This window comes from Desulfovibrio diazotrophicus (genome assembly GCF_902498985.2).
In the GTDB taxonomy this organism is placed as follows: domain Bacteria; phylum Desulfobacterota; class Desulfovibrionia; order Desulfovibrionales; family Desulfovibrionaceae; genus Desulfovibrio; species Desulfovibrio legallii.
This window is the reverse complement of the sequence record NZ_OX346397.1, coordinates 1,711,907-1,731,945: the sequence shown is the minus strand read 5'-3', so window position 1 is coordinate 1,731,945 and position 20,039 is coordinate 1,711,907. Positions and strand designations below refer to the sequence as shown.

The window sequence follows — 20,039 nt, the reverse complement described above, 5'->3', positions numbered from 1 at the left end:
TTCTTAACGCTGAGCACCTGGGAGGCCTCGACGTAGATACCTTGCTGGCCCGCTGTGAGCACACAGGCTCACCTTTCGAAAAATTGAGCATTTCGCCCATAAACTAGACTCCGGGAGATTATCATGGGGTATTATTCCGACGTGGCCCTGTGCCTGACAAAAAATGGCATGGTTCAGCTAAAAATTGCTCTTGCAGAGGCAGAAAGGAACAAGCCTGATAGCTTTGCAGCAATCAAAATCCTTATTGGTGATGAACCCAACAGAACCGATGAAAGCCCCGGGGCTGTTGGCTTTCTGTGGGAGGGGGAACGGTGGTACGATGAATTTGATGAAATCGCCTTTGTTGGCAAGCTCATGGACAACTTGCCCCACGAAGACTTCCTGTTCATCCGTCTTGGCGAAGATTATGACGACATTACAATTCGCGGCAACTTTTGTGGCACCCCTTTCAACATTTCCGTAGAACGAAAAATTATAGCAGGTTAGCAGCAGACCTTCATCCCCTTTCAAATGTTTGCCACAGATACAGACCGTTGACCGCCCGCAGGCTTACCCGTAATCTGTGAAAACGGAGGAATTATGTCGCTCACACTCGAAGAACTGGTCGAAACGGCCATAGAAAATCAGCGTATAATCCTTGAGCTTGAGCTAAAAAAAGGAGTTCCGCTGAACTACCTGGACGAAAACGGGCAGTATACCCTTCGCTATCCAGACGGACATACTGAAATAACGTCCATCACCGAAGCCCAACAGGCCGGATAATGCCAAAGCTTTTGTGCATCTGTGGCCCCAATGGGGCGGGAAAAAGTACATTCTCAAGGACAATTGCCATGCGGGAAAATCTGCTGGTTATTGACCCTGATAAACTTGCTGCAGAAGGACTGTCCCCGATTGCCGCTGGTAAGGCGGCTGCTCGTATGGCTCGCCTTTTTCTGGAGGAGGGAGTTTCATTTGCGCGGGAGTCTACCCTTACGGCCAAGTTTGACTTCACTCTGATGGAAAAGGCAAAACAGCGGGGTTATGAAGTTGAGCTTGTATACATACGCCTCGCGTCAGAGGAACTTGCGCTAAAAAGAGTTGCAGCCCGCGCATCTCGTGGTGGGCATAGTGTTCCGCATCAGGATGTTGTCCGCCGTTTCAAACGCAGCCTTGAGAATTTGCCCAAGGCTATGGCTTTGGCGGACAAAGTGACGATTTTGGACAATTCTTTCTGTAATTACAGAAAGATCTCCTAGAAAAACTGATACCATATTTCGAAAAGCCCGGTTTCCTTAAAAGGAGCCGGGCTTTTCTGCATTTAAGGAGTAACAATTATGAACACCAGTTTGACCGAAGGGCTTAGTAACCAGCAACCCACAGAATTCGATGCAGGCCAAGTCTTCAGTGGCAATCCCTCCGGCACCACGGTCAGGGGCTACGCCGTACCTTCGGCCTACACCCCGTCCATTGACCACGACTATATCTTCCATGAGTCCAGTCGCGATGTTGTAGTCTGGTTTCTCAACCCCCAGGAACCACTGTACGTCTTCGGCCCCACAGGCTGCGGTAAAACGACATGCATCAAGCAGCTGGCAGCCAGGCTTAACTATCCCGTCTTTGAGGTCACCGGACATGGGCGGCTGGAATTTGCAGACTTGGTTGGTCACCTGACAGTCAAGGACGGCAATATGACCTTTGAATACGGCCCGCTTGCGTTTGCCATGCGCTACGGCGCACTTCTGCTGATCAATGAAATCGACCTGACCTCACCAGAAATCGCCGCAGGCCTGAACAGCGTGCTGGACGGATCACCCCTGTGCATAGCAGAAAACGGCGGCGAACTGATTGTGCCGCACCCCATGTTCCGTCTGGTTGCCACGGCCAATACCAATGGCGGTGGCGATGACACCGGCCTCTACCAGGGAACCCAGCGGCAAAACCTCGCATGGCTGGATCGCTTTACAATTTGTGAAGTTGGCTACCCATCTGCCGAGGTGGAAAAACGCCTGCTCGCACGGCGCTTCCCTTCGTTACCCGAATCGTTGTGCGCCAGCATGGTGGACTACGCCAATGAGGTTCGCAAACTGTTCATGGGTGAGTCTTCTACCAGCAATCTGACCAATACCATTGAAGTTACATTTTCCACACGCAGTTTGCTGCGCTGGGGAGATCTGACCGTACGCTTTCAGCCTCTGGCCCATCAGGGCGTACAGCCTGTCACCTACGCCCTCGACCGGGCACTGGCCTACCGTGCAAGCCATGAAACCCGCGCAATGTTGCACGAGCTGGCTCAGCGCATGTTCCCTCAACAGGTGGAAGTTAAGTCCCCCCAAACCGTAACGGCAGAAATTGAAATCCTGCAAGGCGAGCAAGCCCTACGCTTCATGCGCGGCCATCTGCACCACACACCCACGGTGGCCAAGCCCCTCGTTCATCTTCAGGTAATTCACAACCTTTCCGGCAAAAAGCAGGACGGCAAGTTCTGGATCGGCGAGGCTAGCCCTGTGGGGCTTACACTGAAGTGGGGCAAGCCAGACACCGTTGGTCAGCAGCACTTTATTGCCGCCGAAAACTGTGAGGGCAACAATTCCGTGATGGAGCTTGAAACCCGTGCAGCAAAGAAGCTCAACGAAGGCTACTCACTTAATACTACAAAAAGTTCATTCTAGGAGGCTATAATGGCACAACTTATTTCTGACATACGCATTTTGGATAACTTGCTGGCCCTTAATCTCAACGTCAGCTTGTGGTCGGCCCGACGCAAAATGAGCCAAGAAGACCTGGGCGGCGCAGAGCTGCCCCCCGAAGATCTGGCCTCGCTGGGCTCAAAGCGCATCGCTGACCCAGAAAATCTCAAAGTGTTCGGCACGCTCAAGGCCCGCGCATTCAACTACCTTGACCGACATGGTGTACGGTTCATGTCTGGCTGGGCTATACCTGAAGAAAAGGCCGGCGAAATCGTGCAGGAGCTTTGCAGCCTCCGCAACGACTTCCAGAAAGAAAAGGAATTTTTCCTGGCTGGTTACGACCAGAATGTGCAGGCATGGATTGAGAAGCACCATCAGTGGGGCGAAATTATCCGCAACTCCCTTGTGGGGCCTGATTATGTACGCGCCCGCATGGATTTCCGCTGGCAGTTGTATAAGGTGGCTCCGCTTGAGCAGCACACAGACAACACTGCTGTGCTGGAAGCTGGCCTGGCGGAAGAGGTGCAGGGCCTCGGCGGCACCCTGTTTGATGAGGTGGCCAAGTCGGCTGACGATATATGGCGCAGGGTTTATCATGGCAAAACGGAGGTAACCCACAAGGCGCTTTCGCCACTGCGTACCCTGCATGCCAAGCTCACGGGCTTGTCATTTGTAGAGCCACATGTGGCCCCGGTAGCTGACATCGTGCAGGCTGCACTGTTGCGCATGCCCAAGAAGGGCAACATCACCGGTACAGACCTGCTACTGTTGCAGGGACTGGTCTGCCTGCTCAAAGACAGTACGGCTCTTGTGGGGCACGCTCAGAAAGTTATTGAGGGGTACGGCCCGGCCTTTGTGCTGGATGCCCTGTTGGCTGGTCCGGGAGTTATTGCTAAGCAAGACGGCAGCTCAATGCAGGTAGACGGTGCAGCTGATGGAGATGACGACGAACCCATTCTGCCTGATATCCCTGTGGCTGACAGCGCGTTACCGCATCCTGCCATACCTAGTCTGGGTCTGTGGTGACGCTATGATACGCACAAAAGACGTTCTCAACTGCCTACCCCTGGTGGCGTCCATCCTGGGTGACCGCTATGGGGTGCAGGTGCGTATTGGCGGCAATGAGGCCTGCACCAACGGTAAGGTAATTCACTTGCCCTCATTGCCAATGGATTGTGAACCTGAATTGCTGGCATTGGCGAGGTCGTTTGTGGATCATGAATCCGGCCATATTCGGCATACAGATTTCAGCGTGCTGAAAGCTGCAAACCTTGATCCTGTGACCTTTAATTTGTTCAACTGCCTCGAAGATTGGCGTGTTGAAAAGAAGCTGTCGGGTATTTTCCCAGGCTGCCGGAGAAACCTAAACTGGCTGATACGACGATTCTTTGTAGAGCAAGCACAGCCAAGGGCCGGGGACGATTCCCCGGCCCTTGCTGTTTTGGATTATGTGCTGTTGACGGTGAGGGCTTGGGATGTGGACGAGGTGACCCCGGCGCGCCAAAACGCGGCGAGCATCATGGAGCAATACTTTCCCGGCTTGATAGAGGCCCTGGATGCCATCATGGCCAAGGCCTACATCCATTGCCCTGATACAAAGGCAACGATTGAATACGCGAAACAGATCGCCCTGTGCATCCAACAGTGGGAACCACCTCAACCAACTGCAACCAGAAACTGCTCAAACGCAAACAATAAAGCAGCCGTGTGTCAGGCTAAAGAGGAGGCCAACAATTCTACCTCACAAATCGTCCAACAAGCTGAATCGGCTTGCGCCTCTGCGCCGGTTCAACAATCGAGGGCTTTGAACGCGTTACCGCTCAAAGCTCTTTTTCATGCGGAGGCACAAGACTTACCCCAGAACATTGGGGAAATCATGGCGATTGAGCTTAGCAATTGCAGATCAGAATCCACCGGTGACGCGCTGACCGTGGCCGTAGAAGGCACCCGCCAAGCAACACCGTTGCCTGCAGACCAGAAGCTGCAAGCGCTTCAGGCCAGCATTGCCCTGCGCACTCGCCTTCAGGGCTTTCTGCAGGCGCAAACGCAAAGGCAATGCAGTATTGGGCGCAGGGGCACACTGCACGCCAATTCGCTACACCGCCTGCAGGTTGGCAATGCTCGTGTTTTCCAAAAAGAGTCATTGCAACTGGGCCTCAATACGGCTGTCCATATCCTGCTGGACGTAAGCGGCAGCATGGCTGGCGCACCGATTAATCTTGCCAATCGGGCCTGCTATGCCGTGGCAACAGCGCTAAGCCATATCCGTGGCGTGAATCCAGCGGTTACGGCTTTCCCTGCTGCCACGGCGACCAATTCAGTATTCCCCATCATGCGACACGGGCAGGCGGTGCCAGATATGTTCGACCTTCGGGCTTCTGGCGGCACCCCCTTGGCTGGGGCATTGTGGTGGGTTCTGCAAACCATGCTGTCCCTAAAAGAGCAACGCAAGATAATTTTGGTTATCACTGACGGCATGCCGGACAACCCGCTCGCTGCAAACAATGCCATAGGGGTGGCGCAAAAACTTGGCTTTGAAGTTTACGGCCTTGGCATTCGGGATGAACACATCACGCACCTGCTGCCGCATACCAGCAAGGTGGTCAACGACTTGCCCGATCTGGTGCCTGCCATGTTTGCCATGCTGCAGGCTGCCTTGCTCAAGGGCGGTGAAGTATGATGGTGCCCCTTGATTTCAGCCCTTGGTACCGAACGGGGTTATTCCGATTCTTTACGCTTAACAAAAAGCGGCGCATCCCGCGTTGCTAAAAACAATGGAGGGCATATGAACCCACTGGCTTGGATACCAGTAGCCATCGCTGTATTGCAGGTCATCAAAGACAACTGGGACGACTAGCCCACAAGGCCGGCATGCAGAGGGCGGGGCAAGCCCGCCTTCTGTCATTTCGTAAGAACAAAAGGAGTAAAAACATGAGCAATAAGTGGGCATTTATAGGCGGTATACTGGCTGGGATCGCAGGAGTATTCACTGCGGCGGCGATTTCTGTGGAGATGGAAGACCGAGGTGTCAGCAGCCGCGATACCGTGGGGGAACCGGAAAAGTTGGCCTTACCAGAGTAATCGCGTTTAATGAGGCACAAGCCAAAGGGCAGGCACTTAGAAGGGTGCCTGTCCTTTGGCACTATCTATATGAAGTAGTTATTTTTTCTTCTTTCTCTTGCCATCTTCAATGGGCAGGATTTCTCCAGCCGCAATACTTTTTTTCGTAACTTCATAGACACGATGCAACTCTCGCATTACCGAAGACTCATCATGCCCTTTGTAGTTGACAATGTCTGACGCACATAAAGTCTTAACCGCAGCTGTTTTTGTATTTTTTTGTTCAGTTAATGGGCTGTTACACTGATCCCAAATCCATAAGCCAGCTCGCCTTTTTAGTGTAGAATTAGAATAGAAAGATCCAGGAACAATGTTCTTCAATGCAGTTTTAGCTGCTGATGCCTCCAGCCTGTCAATTTGGCTACCAGCATTGGTCGCTTCCCGAAACTTCATAAGCCGCTTTCTATGTAGACTTTCCTCTTCAGGCAAAACATGCGGATTTGTATAGGGATCAAAATCAGAGGAATGAAAAAATGTTCTACATAGTGCGAGATCTTTTTCATCAATCATCGGTTTAATATCGATGCTAGGTGGACATGAACACAAATCGGTAATGAGCAGGCCATATCTGAGTGAAATTAATGTTAAATTTTTTATTATGGTTGTTATTTCAGGAGATTCCAATAGATTTTTACACAAGGCAGAATTGGCTATATACGGCTCAGCATCTCTTTGGGATAATTTGAAGTGATGATAAGCGACATACCATTGCAAGTCATCGATTGTCTGGCGTACTTTTTGCGCTGAATACTCAGCCAAGTTATCTTTGTAAATATCTATTTCAACAAAAATATGAGGCAGTAAAATGCTACTTGTTACCAAGTCTATGGCATTGTCATAAAGTACTAAAATACCATTGAACTCCATTTCACTACAAGAAAAAGCGTTACAAATTTTCTCTTTCGCATCTTCAGGATCATTTTCGTCGAATAATACATTCTTGTCTGTAATGAACTTTCTCTTCCTATACTGAGCAAGAAAAAACTGCTTCTCCAGAGTAAGCTGAAAGGTTTTTTTTAGATTTTCATCGGTGGAGGCATCATATCGGGGCATAGCATCCTCTTTCAGGAATTTTTTCTCTACATTTTGAGCTTGTTACTGAACATAGCCACTCCATTGAATTTTGTCGCGGCATTGACATCTTTATTCTCAAGAATTTTTACAGCAGCTCGCAATCCCTCAGGCGAAAGATGACTGTATCGTTGCGTCATTGAAAAATCAGCATGCCCCATAAGTTCTTTTACTTCGTAGAGACTCACCCCACCCTCTACGAGCCACGAAGCAAACGTATGGCGAAGTGTATGAAAACAGACACGTAAGCGTGGATCTTCAATGCCGGTATTGAACATTTCATCGGCAATGCGTCGAAATGTTTTGGACACTCTGTCAAGTCTGTTGCCTTTAGCATCAAGGAAAATCAGCCCGGAAGTTTTTTTGCCCTTGCGTTCCAGAACACTCTTGACCCTAGCGGTCATAAAGGCGAAACGGTTAGCTCTTGCCTTAGGATCTCGGATCAGCATCTGGCCGCGTTCAAGATCACAGTCTTCCCAGCAAAGAGCCGCAACTTCACCAAAACGCAAGCCACAATCCAGCGCGAATATAGACATGTCGTAAGAAATAGGACTGCGAGCAGCAAGGGCTGTAAGGAGCTTATCCGACTCATCTTGCGTTAGATAGCGTTGGCGTCGATTGTCTTTCTTGGGAATCGCTACATGCTTTGTCGGACAATCTCCCGAGACAATGCCATCCCTATGTGCAGCACTCCAAATTTGAGATATTACCGCTAGGGCGTATTTGACACTGCCTGGTGCCTTTCGATCTTCCAGCATCGCCCTCTTTATCTTTTCGACATCAAAAGCTGACAACGCAACTAGTGATGTATCGCCTATAGCGGGTTCAATCCACTTGTTCCACAGCGCATTCTCTGCCATACGGCTGCCGCTCGCCTTATAGGTTTGTGCAGGCCAATAGGTCTCTCGCCAATATTCGGCTATAGTAATTCTCGCAGCCTTAGCAACCTGATCCGCGAGATCCTTCTCTTTTCGTATCTGAGCCTCTTGCGTGCGCCTTTCACGAAGCGAGCGTGCACCTTTGCCGGTGCGTTTGGCTTCTCTAAGCCTGGCAAGCTCAAGGCGTGCCTTGTCAAGCGTAACACCTTCTGATGCCCACCCGAGGGCTTCTTGATGGGTTTTACCATCGACCGTGAAACGAAGAACAAAATACATGTCTGGCTTGACACCGTGCTTGCGGGTGGGATGCTTACGGCAACGGATACCGGATTCAATGCGCGACCAATCTGTATTTTTTGATTTGTCATACTCCATACACCCCTCCGGCAGTATCTAGGATTTTTTGAGTCCTTTGTGCCAAATTTGTGCCATATTTACAGGATAAAGGCAATGAAGCACTATGAAGGATAGTGAAAATAGTATGCTGAAAATACACATGAAAAAAGAGATTTAGCATTCAATATCCCTCCCAACAATTCATAAGAGAATTGAATGGCATTCAAGAGGCCGTCAGTTCAATTCTGTCCAGCTCCACCAGATAGTTTAAAAACCCCCGATCATTGAAAAATGGTCGGGGGTTTTTGGCGTTTGGGGAATTCATGGAAAAACATAGGTTCCCTTTTTCTTGACCCTTGCGCAACTTCATAATATGCTTATATTTCTCAATAAGATTGAAAAACGTGTGTATTGTGGACAGCCTTGCACTACTCTACTTAGAGGATATCGCTGGAGAATAATTTTATCGGTACTTGGCAGAGTTTCGTGCCGCGTTGCTTGAGTAGGGGGCTGCCACTGCCGACACTGAGGGGATGGCGCGGTGTGCAGCATGATGGCGTGTGGGAGGACACAGGCGCATCGAGGGTGTAACTTCCGCCGTAAAACTCGCGCTGTGGTCAGAAGCTCGATTTGTAGTCGCCCCTAAAATGGGGGATTACCAAAACTAGCTCATATTAAAATGATCGCTCTACTCGCACGACCACAATAATATCTGGCTTGTCCTTTGTCTTTTCCAATTCACTTGCCAAGTCTTTTAGAGTGTGTCTCCAGTGTCCCATATAGCGGATTTGTCTAAAGGTCGCATTCAAGTATTGTTTTAGAGCTGCTGTGAATGAGTCACCAACAACCCATATCTTTTTATTTGAAAGAGGTTTTTGATTTGTCACTATTGTTTGTTTTCCAGTGATATCATCTACTTGGCCGCCTGGGATTTCTTTTTCAACCCATTCTGGTTTATTGCCCCAAACGACCTCCCAGTTGTCCTCTGCGTGAAGTGGAAAATTGACCTGTTTGCTAATATGGATCAAATCGCCGGAGTGGGTCCCGTTGTGTTGGAACTTAACTTGGGGAATGGGCAAACCAAGTAGTTTTGAAAATCCAGAATAAACAAGAAAAGCCCCTTTGTTATTCCAGTGTGTGTCTGTTTTCCAATACAAAATCCCTTCTGTTTTTTTAAGGCGAAGAATATCCTCAGTGGGGTTATAAACTGTGAGGCTTGGCACATTATTGAGTTGATCCAAAAAGTGACTACTATACCTCTTTGGTGAGGGCACAAAGTCATCTGGTAGAAACTCTGAGTAGACAGAGTTTTTATCCGGGCCCACGATCAAAACGATTTTTGTGTTTGTTTTTTCTCCTACTTTTGCCAGATCTAAAAATGGATTATTGGTGGCTCTTATTTCGTCCTCAGTGGGAGTGATAGCCCCCATAAGTTTTTCAACAGTCCTGTCGTAGGTATTACCAAGAAATAGCCAGTCACTTTTTCCTTTATACCACGTCAGTGAATTGCCGATAGCAAATTCAAACTTTTTTTGCTTGATTGGCAATTTTTTGTAGGTATGCGTTGTTTCGAAGTCCATTTTACTCGCAAATAAACCAACCCCACCCACACCGAAAACAAGCAAGCAAAGGGTGGCGAGTTTCAAAGGGACGTTGGTATTTCCAAAGCGAAACGGTCTTTCAATGATCTTAACCGTGAGCCACGAAAGAAGAATCGAAACCGCCACGGCTAGAAAACGAAACTCAGGGGGGGGCATTTCACCATAAATGATTCGTCCATAAGCAAGAATGGGCCAATGCCATAAGTAGAGAGGGTAAGAAATAAGCCCGAACCATACTAATATTTTGTGAGATAGGATCTTTCTATTTAACCAAGATTGTGGGCCAGCCCAAATGATAAAAACCGTCGCAAAAATTGGAAATAAAGCATTTTTTCCGGGAAATACAGTTTCTTTGTTAAATTTACAAAATATAAGAAATAGAATTAAAAGCCCCATAAAACTTAAAATGTTTGGCTCTTCCGGGTTTTCCGTGGGTAGCTGATCTGCTAATGTCCTTCCCGGAGGGCACCAATGAAGGATACGGACCTATATTTTCGGATTCTCGGGCTGACCGAGCCCTGGTTTGTTGAGGCTGTTGAACTGGACACGGCGGAAGGTCGGGTAGACATCCGCGTGGAGCATGGTCCTGGTGTTCGCTGGTTTTGCCCTACTTGTGGTCGAGAGCTGGCTTGCCGCGACCATGCCGAGCCTCGTGTCTGGCGCCATCTGGACACGTGCCAGTTCAAGACGTTCCTGCATGCTCGGATTCCCCGAGTGGACTGCCCCGAGCATGGCGTCCTTCAGGTCAACGTGCCTTGGGCCGAGTCCAAGGCACGTTTCACCATATTGATGGAGCGATTGATCATCGACGTGCTGACCGAGTGCGCCACCGTAACAGGAGCGCGGCGCATCCTGCGCATCACCTGGGACGAAGCATGGGGTGTCATGGAAAGGGCGGTGCGCCGGGGCCGGGAGCGCAAGCAATCGAATCCCTCGCGGTATCTTGGCGTTGACGAGAAGGCATTCCGCAAGGGGCACGACTATGTGACCGTGGTTTGTGATCTGATCGGCAGCACGGTGGAGTATGTGGCCGACGAGCGTAAGGCCGAAAGCCTTGAGGGGTACTACCTTCAGTTCACCAAGGCGCAGTTGGAGCGGATCAAGGCCGTGGCCATGGACATGTGGGAGCCCTATTTTAAAGCTACGCTCAAACATGTGCCGGACGCGGCGGGGAAAATCGTTCACGATCGGTTCCACGTCATGAAACACGTAGGCGAGGCTGTGGACCGGGTACGCAAGCAAGAGCACCGCGAACTCACAAGTCAGGATGACCATCGACTCAAGGGCACGAAATTCCTCTGGCTATACCGGGAGGAGAATCTGCCGGACAAACACCGGCCAGCCCTGGAGGCCTTGAAGACAGCGAACCTCAAGGTGGCCAAGGCCTGGGCCATGAAGGAAAGCCTGAACGACGTCTGGAAGTACCTGAGCACGGGATGGGCCAGACGTTTTGTGAAGCGATGGCTGGTCTGGGTGAACAGGTCAGATCTTGCCCCAATGCGCAAAGTGGGCGGACTGATTCAGAGACATCTTGAGAACATCCTGACCTTCTGCCGCCACAGGATCACCAACGGCGTGGCCGAGGGCCTCAACAGCAAGATCATGGCCATCAAGAGGAAGGCTTGCGGTTATAGGAACCGGGAGCATTTCAAGACAGCCATCTACTTCTTCTGTGGCGGTCTAAACCTCTACCCGGCCAGTTCCTGACAGGGGTTACCCACGGAAAACCCGGAAGAACCAAATGTTTTTAAGCTTTGTTTCGGTAAGCCAATCAGGCCAAAAGTTTTCTTTCCCGTCGGCGAAAGTGAGCGAGATTTTTGGCTGATATAAAACCCACCATGACAGCAAACCACCAAGGGCCAGTTCGAAAAAACGATACTGTGGCAGGTAGAAAGTTTTTGTGGGATCAACAGTGACCGTTTTTAAATTGAGAATGAATGAAACGAGAAAAACTAAAACCACGGTAAGGAAATAAGATAATTTTTTATGACACCCGCCCCGCAGATTTTTCCCTAAATAACTAGCTCCCCACAAAAGCAAAGGCCACAGAAAATAAAACTGTTCTTCAATTCCTAAACTCCAAATATGAAGTAGTGGTTTTGTTTCACTGGCGTTGTCAAAGTAGCCAACCTCATTCCACAAGGTGAAGTTTTGAATGAAGCTAGCAGAACTCGCCGTATGCTTCCCTAATTGTTGAAGTTCGTCAGGGAATAAACATAACCAGCCAAAGACCAAAACAGAAACTAAAACTAAAGCAAGGGCCGGGAAAATCCTACGAATACGGCGAGAGTAAAAATGACCGATTGAAAACGAACCACGATCAATGTTTTGAAAAAGAATGGTAGATATTAAAAATCCTGAAATTACAAAGAAAATGTCAACACCAAGAAAGCCACCAGTGAGTTTATTTGGAAAGGCATGATAAATTACGACAGACAAAACGGCAATCGCTCGTAGCCCGTCAATGTCGGGACGATACTTGGCGGGTGATTTGTTTTCGCTCATACTAATTTGAGGCCTTCCTCATTTTCCGTGAGAGGCAACTCGTTTCTCGGACTAGACAGTGTAGTCACGAGACAGAAGCCCATAAAAAGATGCACCTGATCTGTATTGCGGCCAGAAATGACGCCGTGTTTTTTGCATATCTGGTAGCAACGCCCCTCCACCGCTTCAAGTGCAAGAAGGCGTTTTCTACCAGATGACGAGCTTTGTATAGCTCCCTGTCGTAATCTCGTTGTACTTTGCGATTCTTCTTCGAGGGGATGACCGGTGCCATCCCCTGGCTTTTGGCCTGCTCAATAATCGCATCCGTGTCATAGCCTTTGTCCGCCAAAAGATTTTCGGCTGTAAATCCGTCAATCAGTGCGATTGCCTGAGTGCAATCTGCTGTTGTACCCTGTGTAATAATAGCCCTGAGCGGCATACCATGCGAATCCACGGCCAGATGCAATTTTGTGTTGAGCCCCCTTTTGTGCGGCTCATGTCCTGATTGCCGCCTCTGGCTCCAGCCGCGTGGGGATGAACTTTGCAATGGCTGGCATCGATCATCAGCCATTCAAAGTCCGGCTCGTCGATCAACATTTCAAGCAGTCGTTCCCACACACCATTATCACGCCAGCGAATAAATCTACGGTGGGTGTTGCTCCAGCCGCCAAAGTCGGGCGGCAAATCTCGCCATGGCGCACCGGTGCGCATGATCCAAAAAACTGCATCTATAAAGCGTCGGTTGTCGTGGGCTACGCCGCCCCAACTCCCTTCGCGGCCAGGCAAAAGAGGCTCGAGTTTTTTCCAAACAGCATCAGAAATGTCGTGTCGTCTATGGGCAGGTCGTGACATGTGGTCCTCGCTTGCGGTGGAAGGCAAGCGAACTATGCCACAAAATCAAATTTTAGACAATCTCGTGACGACACTATCTAGTCAACGACATAATTAAGGAGGACAGTTTCGTGGCCTACGCTGCCGTTCTGGGGCAAGCAGAGGGCGGGTAATCCCCCATTTTAGGGGCGACTACAAATCGAGCTTCTGACCACAGCGCGAGTTTTACGGCGGAAGTTACACCCTCGATGCGCCTGTGTCCTCCCACACGCCATCATGCTGCACACCGCGCCATCCCCTCAGTGTCGGCAGTGGCAGCCCCCTACTCAAGCAACGCGGCACGAAACTCTGCCAAGTACCGATAAAATTATTCTCCAGCGATATCCTCTAAGTAGAGTAGTGCAAGGCTGTCCACAATACACACGTTTTTCAATCTTATTGAGAAATATAAGCATATTATGAAGTTGCGCAAGGGTCAAGAAAAAGGGAACCTATGTTTTTCCATGAATTCCCCAAACGCCAAAAACCCCCGACCATTTTTCAATGATCGGGGGTTTTTAAACTATCTGGTGGAGCTGGACAGAATTGAACTGACGGCCTCTTGAATGCCATTCAAGCGCTCTCCCAACTGAGCTACAGCCCCTCGGCGAAAGAAACAATGCCCAAAACAAGCCCCTCTGTCAACAAATTTTTGCAATTTTTTTTTGTTTTCTCATGAGAGGCAGGAGGTTGGGGCATTTTCCCGCCTTGTAGGCCGTTTTCCGGCAGGGCGGCAAAAGTCTGCACAGGGCATGAAAGCCCGCCGGGCAGTCGCGGCAACCTTTGCTCAGGCCCATCCATCGGGGCACGCCGTCTGCCGTGCGTGGCACGCACAACCTCACCAGCCTTTTGGGGGGGCGTGTCAAATTTTTTGCACATTGTGCAGCCGCCAAGCGTTTGCGGCCTGGGCCTCAAGGCGTTGCCGCGGGGCAACCGGACAGACGGTCCGCGCCCTTTGGGGCAGGTCTAAAAAGGGCACGCCCTGTCTGGAGCATTGCAACGTTGAGAATATCCATTTTCAAAAATTTTACTCCGCTCGCCTCAGCGGTTAACAGCACAAAGGCATTGCGTTTATGTCTGCGTGGCGGGCGTTTGCGCACGCAGCGGCCAGAGCAGTTTCGCAGTGAAATTGTTCTGAAAAAGCGGCCGGAAACCACAGTTCCCGACCGCTTTTACGCCGGTGCCCGGCGTTTTGGCGCTGTGACAACCGTACCGGGCGGTTAGCCCTGGCACTTCTTTTTGAGCGCTTCGGCCACGTCCTTGCCCAGTTGGTGGCAAGCGGCCAGGGCTTCGTGGTTGGGCCGCCACATGCATTTGACGGCTTCGCAGGGCATTTCCATATTCATGGAAGCCAGCTGCTCCTGCAGGAATTTGGGGCCTTCGCCGGACCAGCCGTAGGAGCCGAAAGCGCCGCCGATGCGGTTTTGCGGGCGCAGGCCCTTCATGTAGGTGAGCTGGGCGGCCACCAGGGGCAGCACGGTATTGTTGTGGGTGGGCGAGGCCGCCAGCACCGCGCCGCAGTCGGCCAGTTCGGTCATGACGGCGCTGTGGTGGTTGTGCTTCACGGACATGAGGCGCACGGGCACGCCGGCTTCTTCCAGGCCGCTGCCCACGGAATAGGCCATGGTTTCCGTAGACTGCCACATGGTGTCGTAAAAAATAAGCGCGCGCTGCTGGGGCTTCTGCTCGGCCATGGTGCGGTACATGTCAATGATGGCGCGCACGGCTTCGGGCCCGCGGTGGATGAGGCCGTGGTCCGGGGCGATCATGTCCACATCCAGCTTTTCCACAATGGGCAGGGTTTTGAGGGTCATGGGGGAGTAAGGCAGCACGATGTTGTAGTAGTATTCCTTCACGCGCCGCCAAAATTCGCCCATGTCGCCGAATTCGTCCACAAAACGGGCGGAGCTGGCGATGTTCTGGCCGAAGATGTCGTTGCTCACCAGCAGTTTTTCTTCAGGGATATAGGAAACCATGCTGTCCGGCCAGTGCAGCATACGGGTTTCCTGAAAGACCACGCTGCGCTTGCCCAGGCTGATGCGGTCGCCGGTTTTAACGGCCTGCACGGGCCAGTCCTTGGCGTTAAAGTAGCCGGCCAAGGATTTGAGACCCGTCTGGGAAACAAAGATTTTTTCGGGCTTGCAGCGTTCCACCAGGATTTCCAGCGAACCGGAGTGGTCCAGCTCCAGGTGGTTGCAGATAATGTAGTCCACCTTCTGCGGCTCCAGCACCTGGGCCATGCGGCAGAGCAGGGTGCCGTGGCAGCCGGGGGCAACGGTGTCCAGCAGGGCGTTTTTTTCGTCCTTGATAAGGTAGGCATTGTAGGTGGAACCGTCGGGCGAACGGGAATAGCCGTGAAAATCCCGATGGTCGTAGTCCACAAAACCTACCCAGTAAATGTCTTTTTTAATCTCAACAGGTTGCATGTACCATCCTCCGGTATGATTGCGGTGCGAAAAAAAACCCGCCAAGCCGCAAGGGCAGGGCGGGGGAAATGCCGGGCGGCGGAACGGCCCTGCGCGCCGCGCAGGGCAAGGCGCATAAAACCCGATTGCGCCGCCCCGCCAAAGCAGGGCGACGCCATGCCGCACAGTGCGGGCTTATAAAAAACTAGGCCGGGTTGAACTGATCTTTACCCACGCCGCACACGGGGCAGCACCAGTCATCGGGCAGATCTTCAAAGGCCACGTTGTCGTTTTCGGCCGGGTCGTACTCGTAACCACAGACACTGCAAACATACTTTTGCATGGGGATTCTCCTTCAAGCGCGCTCAGGCTCAGTTTTCGGCCTTCCAATGGCCGTGCAGGTTGCAGAACTCGCGGGCGGTCACCTTGGCGGCGTCGATGGCAAAGAAAGCCTCGGGCGCGTCGCCGGGGTTGAGAAACTTGGTGTAGCTGCGGCCGTCGGCCAGCAGTTCGATCCATTCGATCCAGTGCTTTTCTTCCATAGGATGGGGCACGCTGCCCACCTTCACCTTATAGCCGCCGTCCACTTTTTCAATAACGGGCACATGCTTTTCCAGGGCGCCGTCAGTGGCGCCCTCTTTCATCAGCTTCATGGGCTCGCCACAGCAAACGATGTCGGCGCCGCCGCCGTGGAGCACTTCAACAATGTTGCCGCAGTGAACGCACTTATACACTTCCAGATGCTTGGGCATGGTTTCCCTCACTTTTTTGGGGCCGCACGGGCCTGGTTGGGATGCCTTCGGCGGGGACAGAGGCCCGCCGGGGCCTCGTCCGCCGAAAAACATTGTGTATAAAGTGGCGGGCGTTGTAAAGCCCTTTTTAAAGATATCAGTAACTATTTTTAAAAATAGTTCTGCCGCAAACCCGCAATATGCGGCAAGCCATAACGATGCCTGGGCTATTCTGCAGGTGTCGCAGGCTGTGCCTTTGTGGGCGCTGCACTTGCGGGCTTGACGGCCTTGACCGGGGTGGGGGCCTCCACAACGGTGCCGTCGGCCAGCACCAGGGCCAGGGCGTGGGCCGGACAGGCCTCCATGCAGGCCGTAATCTTCTTGCCGTTTTCCATGCGCCAGGCCCGGCACATGTCACAGCGCACGGCCACCTCGCGGCGGGAGCGCTGGGCCAGGGTTTCGCCGCCATCGGCGTCCACGTCGGGCATGCCGATGGTGTCCATGCTGATGGTGCCGTAGGGGCAGGCGGCGATGCACATTTTGCAGGCCAGGCAGTACTGCACGCGCATGATGATGCGGCCTTCGGCGTCCTGCTGCAGGGCGCCTGCCGGGCAGACGTTGACGCAGGGCGCGGGGTTGCACTGGTGGCAGCGCACGGTGGTTTTGAAGCCTTCGGCCTTGACCACCTGCACGCGGGCCACCATTTCGTCGCGGTGCTTCATGGCCTCTTTGAAGGAAATGCCGTGGTGGGCGGCAATGCAGGCCACCTCACAGCGACGGCAGGCGCGGCATTTGTCGGGTATGACCTGGATGTGTTCAGTCATGGTCCGGTTCCTCGGCGGCGACGTGCAGGGCCAGGAGGGTCAGTCCGTGGCCGCCGTCGCAATGGATGTTTTCGCCACCGCAACGGGGGCAGGTAAAGCGCCGTTGCGTCAGGGTAAAGTCGTGGCCGCAGGTCTGGCAGCGGCAGGACAGGGGGGCGGTTTCCAGCACCAGTCGTGCCCCGGCCGCCGGGGTATCTTCAGTAAACAGTTCGAAGCAGGCGGTCAGGGTCTGCGGTTCCACACAACTGAGCAGGCCCAGCTGGCAGCGCACCTCTTCCACGCGGGTGACGGGCGCTTCAGGGTGAGCGGCGTTGTGTTCCCGCACAGCGGTGAGGCACATATCCAGCAGCCCCTGTACCAGACTGGCTTCGTGCATGGCTCAGCGTTCCGTGCAGGAAACGCAGGGGTCAATGCTGTTGGTGATCAGGGCTACGTCGGCCACCTTGCAGTCGCGCATCATCACGCCCAGAGCCTCCCAGTTCATATAGGAGGGCACGCGCCACTTGAGACGGGCGGGGATGTCCGTTTCATTGGTGCGGATGTAGTAAAACACCTCGCCGCGCGGGGCCTCGGTGCGGGCGCAGGCCTCGGCCGTGCGGATCTGACGCAAGGGAGCGGTCAGCGGGCCTTGTGGCAGGCGCTCGAGGCACTGGCGGATAAGGGAGAACGACTGGAATATTTCGTGCAGGCGCACCATGGTGCGGGCGTGGATGCAGCAGTCTTCCCGCACCACAGATTTAAAGTCCAGCTCGCCGTAGGCGGCGTAGGGAGAATCCTTACGCACGTCGATGTGCACGCCGGAACCCCGGGCCACCGGGCCCACCACGCCCAGGCGCAGGGCGTCTGCTTTGGGCAGCAGCCCAAGGCCCCTGGTCCTGGCCAGCACCAGGCTGTTGGTGTTGAAAATCTCGCAGATTTGCTCCACCTGGGGTTCGATTTTGTCCACTGTTTTGCGCATATAGTCCAACAATTCCCTGTCCACATCGTACTTGACCCCCCCAATGCAGTTGGCGGCGAGATTCATGCGGTTGCCGTAGACTGTCTCTTTCAGGTCCTGCATCATTTCACGCACTTCCATGACGTGCATGAACAGGGATTTGAAGCCGATGATGTGGGCCTGGATGGCGGTGTTGAAGAGGTGGGAGGCCGTGCGCTTGATTTCTTCGGCCAGCACGCGCAGATAGCGCGCCCTGGGGGGAATGGTGATGCCCAGCACATTTTCCACGGCCATGCAGTAGGTGAAGGAATGGCTGTTGGAGCAAAGAGAGCAGACCCGCTCGGTGAGCGTCACGTTTTTGATCAGGTTGCGCTGGCTGGCCAGGGCTTCCATGCCGCGGTGCACATGGCCGGAGGTCAGCTCTACGTGACGCACGGTTTCGCCTTCTACGGTCAGGCGGAAGTAGACGGGTTCCTCTAAGGCCACATGCACGGGGCCCAGAGGCATATCAAAGGTGCTGGTGCTCATGAGCGGGCCCCTTTTTCTTTGAGGATGCGTTCCCAGAGGTCTGTGGTGCAGGCCCCGTTCATCATGATGGACAGGGGCACGGCCTCGTTGAGGATGCCGGCGTCCAGCTCTTCGTCCAGGAACAGGCGGCGCGGATTGGGGTGGCCGGTCACGCTGATGCCGTAGAGCTCCATCATTTCTCGTTCGTGCCAGTCGGCATTGGCAAAGAGGGGCGTGATGGAAGGCACGGTGGGCCATTCGCCGTTGAGGGTCACGGTAAGGTTGTAGATGACGCCTTCCAGCTCAAAGTGGTAGCACACTTCCTGCATGGGTTCGCTCAGCTGGCGGCGGTTGTAGGCAGTGGTCATGCACAGGCGCGCGCCGGCGTCGCGCAGCAGGCCGGCGGCCTCCGGCAGGGTGCGCGGCGTGCCCAGTCGGAACCAGTGGAAGGCGTTGCCGAAGCTGTCGGCACTGTGGTGGACGGCGTCCGCCTCCGGGCACAGGGCGCTGAGGCCCTCAATGACGGCGGCGTTGCCCTTGATGATTTCTTGCATAACGTTCTCCGCGGGGCGGGCCCGCTAATCCTTGGTGGGGGCGGCCGAAGTGACGGGCGAATCCGGCGCGGCGGCGGCGTGCTGCGGCAGCAGGCAGGCGTTGCGCTTGGCGTCCTCAATCTGCCGGCATTTGGGGCAGAGGTGGCGCGTCAGTTCGTGGTCGATTTCGCTGTTATGGGCATAGAGGCGCTCGGCCAGTTTTTTGGGCAGGGGCCGCATGAGCGCGCCGCAGTGGGCGCAGGGCTCGTATTTGATGGTATGCTGCTCCAGCCGACGGAATTTTTCTTCCTCCGGGTGGGCCGAATGCCAGTCGTTGGTGATGCTCATGGCCCCGGTGGGGCAGTAATGGCGGCACGAGGCGCACAGACAGCAGGAGTTCTGCCAGATGGTGATGGTAAAGCCGGTGCCGTCGGGCAGCTGCGTGATGTTGATGGCCCCGGCAGCGCAGTAGTGACGGCAGGTGCCGCAGCCCATACAGAGGTCTGGGTCTACCCGCGCCCGGCCGCGCAGGCGCGCCGGAGTGAAGGTTTCGCCAAAAGGAAAGGGATCGGTGCTGGGGCCTTCCAGCAGGTTGTGGAAGAGCACTTTCAGAAAGCCCGCCATAACTATGCCTCCAGACCCAGTTTTTTCATCCAGATGGCCCTGGCCTGCACCACGCCCTCCAGAATGGCCTGGGGCCGCGGCGGACAGCCCGGCACATTGACGTCCACGGGGATGTAGCGGTCAATGGGGCCTTCAATGGAATACCCCTCGCGAAAGACCCCGCCCGAAATGGGGCAGATGCCCACGGCCACGGTGACCTTGGGTTCCGGAATTTCATTCCAGACCCGCAGCACCTTGTCGCGTACCCGCGTGGTCAGCGGGCCGGTGATAAGCACAATATCCGCGTGGCGGGGGCTGCCGCAGTAGCGGCAACCCAGGCGTTCCACGTCATAGCGCGGAATGCACGCTGTCGTGGCCAGCTCCACGTCGCAGCCGTTGCACGAACCCGCATTGATGCGGAACAGCCACGGCGAGCGCACCGAAAGTTTTTTGAGCAGATTGTCCAGGGACAC

Annotated in this window: 21 protein-coding genes, 1 tRNA gene and 1 pseudogene; 8 read left to right on the top strand and 15 right to left on the bottom strand. The window is 53.4% G+C overall.

Features of this window, described 5'->3' with window-relative positions:
- Positions 1–123 precede the first annotated feature (123 nt).
- From J7I12_RS07515 to J7I12_RS07485, 7 genes and pseudogenes are all read left to right on the top strand, one after another.
- A complete protein-coding gene (locus J7I12_RS07515; RefSeq protein ID WP_303193211.1) occupies positions 124–486 on the top strand; it encodes a hypothetical protein in 363 nt (120 codons plus the stop codon).
- Positions 487–579: 93 nt separating this feature from the next.
- The gene (locus tag J7I12_RS07510; protein ID WP_209818072.1) at positions 580–762 is read left to right on the top strand and encodes a hypothetical protein; all 183 of its coding nucleotides are present in this window, start codon (positions 580–582) and stop codon (positions 760–762) included.
- The gene (locus tag J7I12_RS07505; protein ID WP_303193210.1) at positions 762–1,235 is read left to right on the top strand and encodes an ATPase; all 474 of its coding nucleotides are present in this window, start codon (positions 762–764) and stop codon (positions 1,233–1,235) included. Before J7I12_RS07510 ends, J7I12_RS07505 begins: the two co-directional genes overlap by 1 nt.
- 78 nt (positions 1,236–1,313) lie before the next feature.
- Positions 1,314–2,288, top strand: a pseudogene (locus J7I12_RS07500) (AAA family ATPase); the annotation flags it as partial.
- Positions 2,289–2,657: 369 nt separating this feature from the next.
- Entirely contained in the window at positions 2,658–3,692 is a 1,035-nt protein-coding gene (locus J7I12_RS07495) for a DUF3150 domain-containing protein (RefSeq protein WP_303193158.1), read from the top strand.
- 4 nt (positions 3,693–3,696) lie between these two features.
- Positions 3,697–5,346 (top strand): cobaltochelatase CobT-related protein, encoded by a 1,650-nt coding sequence (locus J7I12_RS07490; protein WP_303193157.1) that lies wholly within the window; start codon positions 3,697–3,699, stop codon positions 5,344–5,346.
- Between the two features lie 251 nt (positions 5,347–5,597).
- A complete protein-coding gene (locus J7I12_RS07485; protein WP_192113948.1) occupies positions 5,598–5,747 on the top strand; it encodes a hypothetical protein in 150 nt (49 codons plus the stop codon).
- 78 nt (positions 5,748–5,825) lie between these two features.
- On the opposite strand, the gene J7I12_RS07480 is transcribed toward J7I12_RS07485, so the two are convergent.
- From J7I12_RS07480 to J7I12_RS07470, 3 genes are all read right to left on the bottom strand, one after another.
- Positions 5,826–6,839, bottom strand: a complete 1,014-nt coding sequence (locus J7I12_RS07480; RefSeq protein WP_303193156.1) for a hypothetical protein — start codon at positions 6,837–6,839, stop codon at positions 5,826–5,828.
- A 26-nt stretch (positions 6,840–6,865) separates the two neighbouring features.
- Complete coding sequence (locus J7I12_RS07475) at positions 6,866–8,110, bottom strand: tyrosine-type recombinase/integrase (protein WP_303193154.1); 1,245 nt, start codon at positions 8,108–8,110, stop codon at positions 6,866–6,868.
- A gap of 635 nt (positions 8,111–8,745) precedes the next feature.
- Positions 8,746–10,068, bottom strand: coding sequence for an acyltransferase family protein (locus J7I12_RS07470; RefSeq protein WP_498793462.1), 1,323 nt, complete (start codon positions 10,066–10,068; stop codon positions 8,746–8,748).
- 75 nt (positions 10,069–10,143) lie between these two features.
- Here J7I12_RS07470 and J7I12_RS07465 point away from each other — a divergent pair, with 75 nt between their 5' ends.
- Positions 10,144–11,379, top strand: coding sequence for an ISL3 family transposase (locus tag J7I12_RS07465; protein ID WP_096152604.1), 1,236 nt, complete (start codon positions 10,144–10,146; stop codon positions 11,377–11,379).
- Positions 11,380–11,385: 6 nt separating this feature from the next.
- On the opposite strand, the gene J7I12_RS07460 is transcribed toward J7I12_RS07465, so the two are convergent.
- The 12 genes from J7I12_RS07460 to J7I12_RS07405 all read right to left on the bottom strand — a co-directional run bounded on the left by J7I12_RS07460 (position 11,386) and on the right by J7I12_RS07405 (position 20,039).
- Positions 11,386–12,177 carry an acyltransferase family protein gene (locus J7I12_RS07460; RefSeq protein WP_498793460.1) on the bottom strand — a complete coding sequence of 264 codons (792 nt, stop codon included), beginning with the start codon at positions 12,175–12,177 and terminating at the stop codon, positions 11,386–11,388.
- A gap of 64 nt (positions 12,178–12,241) precedes the next feature.
- Positions 12,242–13,008 (bottom strand): IS5 family transposase gene (locus J7I12_RS07455; protein ID WP_368890570.1). Its coding sequence is split into 2 segments (ribosomal slippage): positions 12,242–12,633 and positions 12,633–13,008, totalling 768 coding nucleotides; the frame shifts between segments, so codons are not numbered across the junction.
- A 546-nt stretch (positions 13,009–13,554) separates the two neighbouring features.
- A tRNA-Ala gene (locus tag J7I12_RS07450) sits at positions 13,555–13,630 on the bottom strand.
- 616 nt (positions 13,631–14,246) lie between these two features.
- Positions 14,247–15,452: an FprA family A-type flavoprotein gene (locus J7I12_RS07445; RefSeq protein ID WP_118230687.1), complete on the bottom strand. Its 1,206-nt coding sequence runs from the start codon at positions 15,450–15,452 to the stop codon at positions 14,247–14,249.
- A 184-nt stretch (positions 15,453–15,636) separates the two neighbouring features.
- Positions 15,637–15,774 carry a rubredoxin gene (locus J7I12_RS07440; protein WP_118230688.1) on the bottom strand — a complete coding sequence of 46 codons (138 nt, stop codon included), beginning with the start codon at positions 15,772–15,774 and terminating at the stop codon, positions 15,637–15,639.
- Between the two features lie 28 nt (positions 15,775–15,802).
- Positions 15,803–16,183: a desulfoferrodoxin gene (locus tag J7I12_RS07435; RefSeq protein ID WP_092154296.1), complete on the bottom strand. Its 381-nt coding sequence runs from the start codon at positions 16,181–16,183 to the stop codon at positions 15,803–15,805.
- Positions 16,184–16,389: 206 nt separating this feature from the next.
- Complete coding sequence (locus J7I12_RS07430; protein WP_118230689.1) at positions 16,390–16,986, bottom strand: 4Fe-4S dicluster domain-containing protein; 597 nt, start codon at positions 16,984–16,986, stop codon at positions 16,390–16,392.
- Positions 16,979–17,362 (bottom strand): hydrogenase maturation nickel metallochaperone HypA/HybF, encoded by a 384-nt coding sequence (locus J7I12_RS07425; protein WP_302548696.1) that lies wholly within the window; start codon positions 17,360–17,362, stop codon positions 16,979–16,981. Before J7I12_RS07425 ends, J7I12_RS07430 begins: the two co-directional genes overlap by 8 nt.
- 3 nt (positions 17,363–17,365) lie before the next feature.
- On the bottom strand, positions 17,366–18,451 hold the full coding sequence (locus tag J7I12_RS07420) for a hydrogenase large subunit (protein ID WP_302548694.1): 1,086 nt from the start codon (positions 18,449–18,451) through the stop codon (positions 17,366–17,368).
- Positions 18,448–18,798 carry an NADH-quinone oxidoreductase subunit C gene (locus tag J7I12_RS07415; protein WP_498793458.1) on the bottom strand — a complete coding sequence of 117 codons (351 nt, stop codon included), beginning with the start codon at positions 18,796–18,798 and terminating at the stop codon, positions 18,448–18,450. Before J7I12_RS07415 ends, J7I12_RS07420 begins: the two co-directional genes overlap by 4 nt.
- Positions 18,799–19,008: 210 nt before the next feature.
- The gene (locus J7I12_RS07410; RefSeq protein WP_118230693.1) at positions 19,009–19,587 is read right to left on the bottom strand and encodes a 4Fe-4S binding protein; all 579 of its coding nucleotides are present in this window, start codon (positions 19,585–19,587) and stop codon (positions 19,009–19,011) included.
- A 2-nt stretch (positions 19,588–19,589) separates the two neighbouring features.
- Positions 19,590–20,039: an NADH-quinone oxidoreductase subunit B family protein gene (locus tag J7I12_RS07405; protein ID WP_118230694.1), complete on the bottom strand. Its 450-nt coding sequence runs from the start codon at positions 20,037–20,039 to the stop codon at positions 19,590–19,592.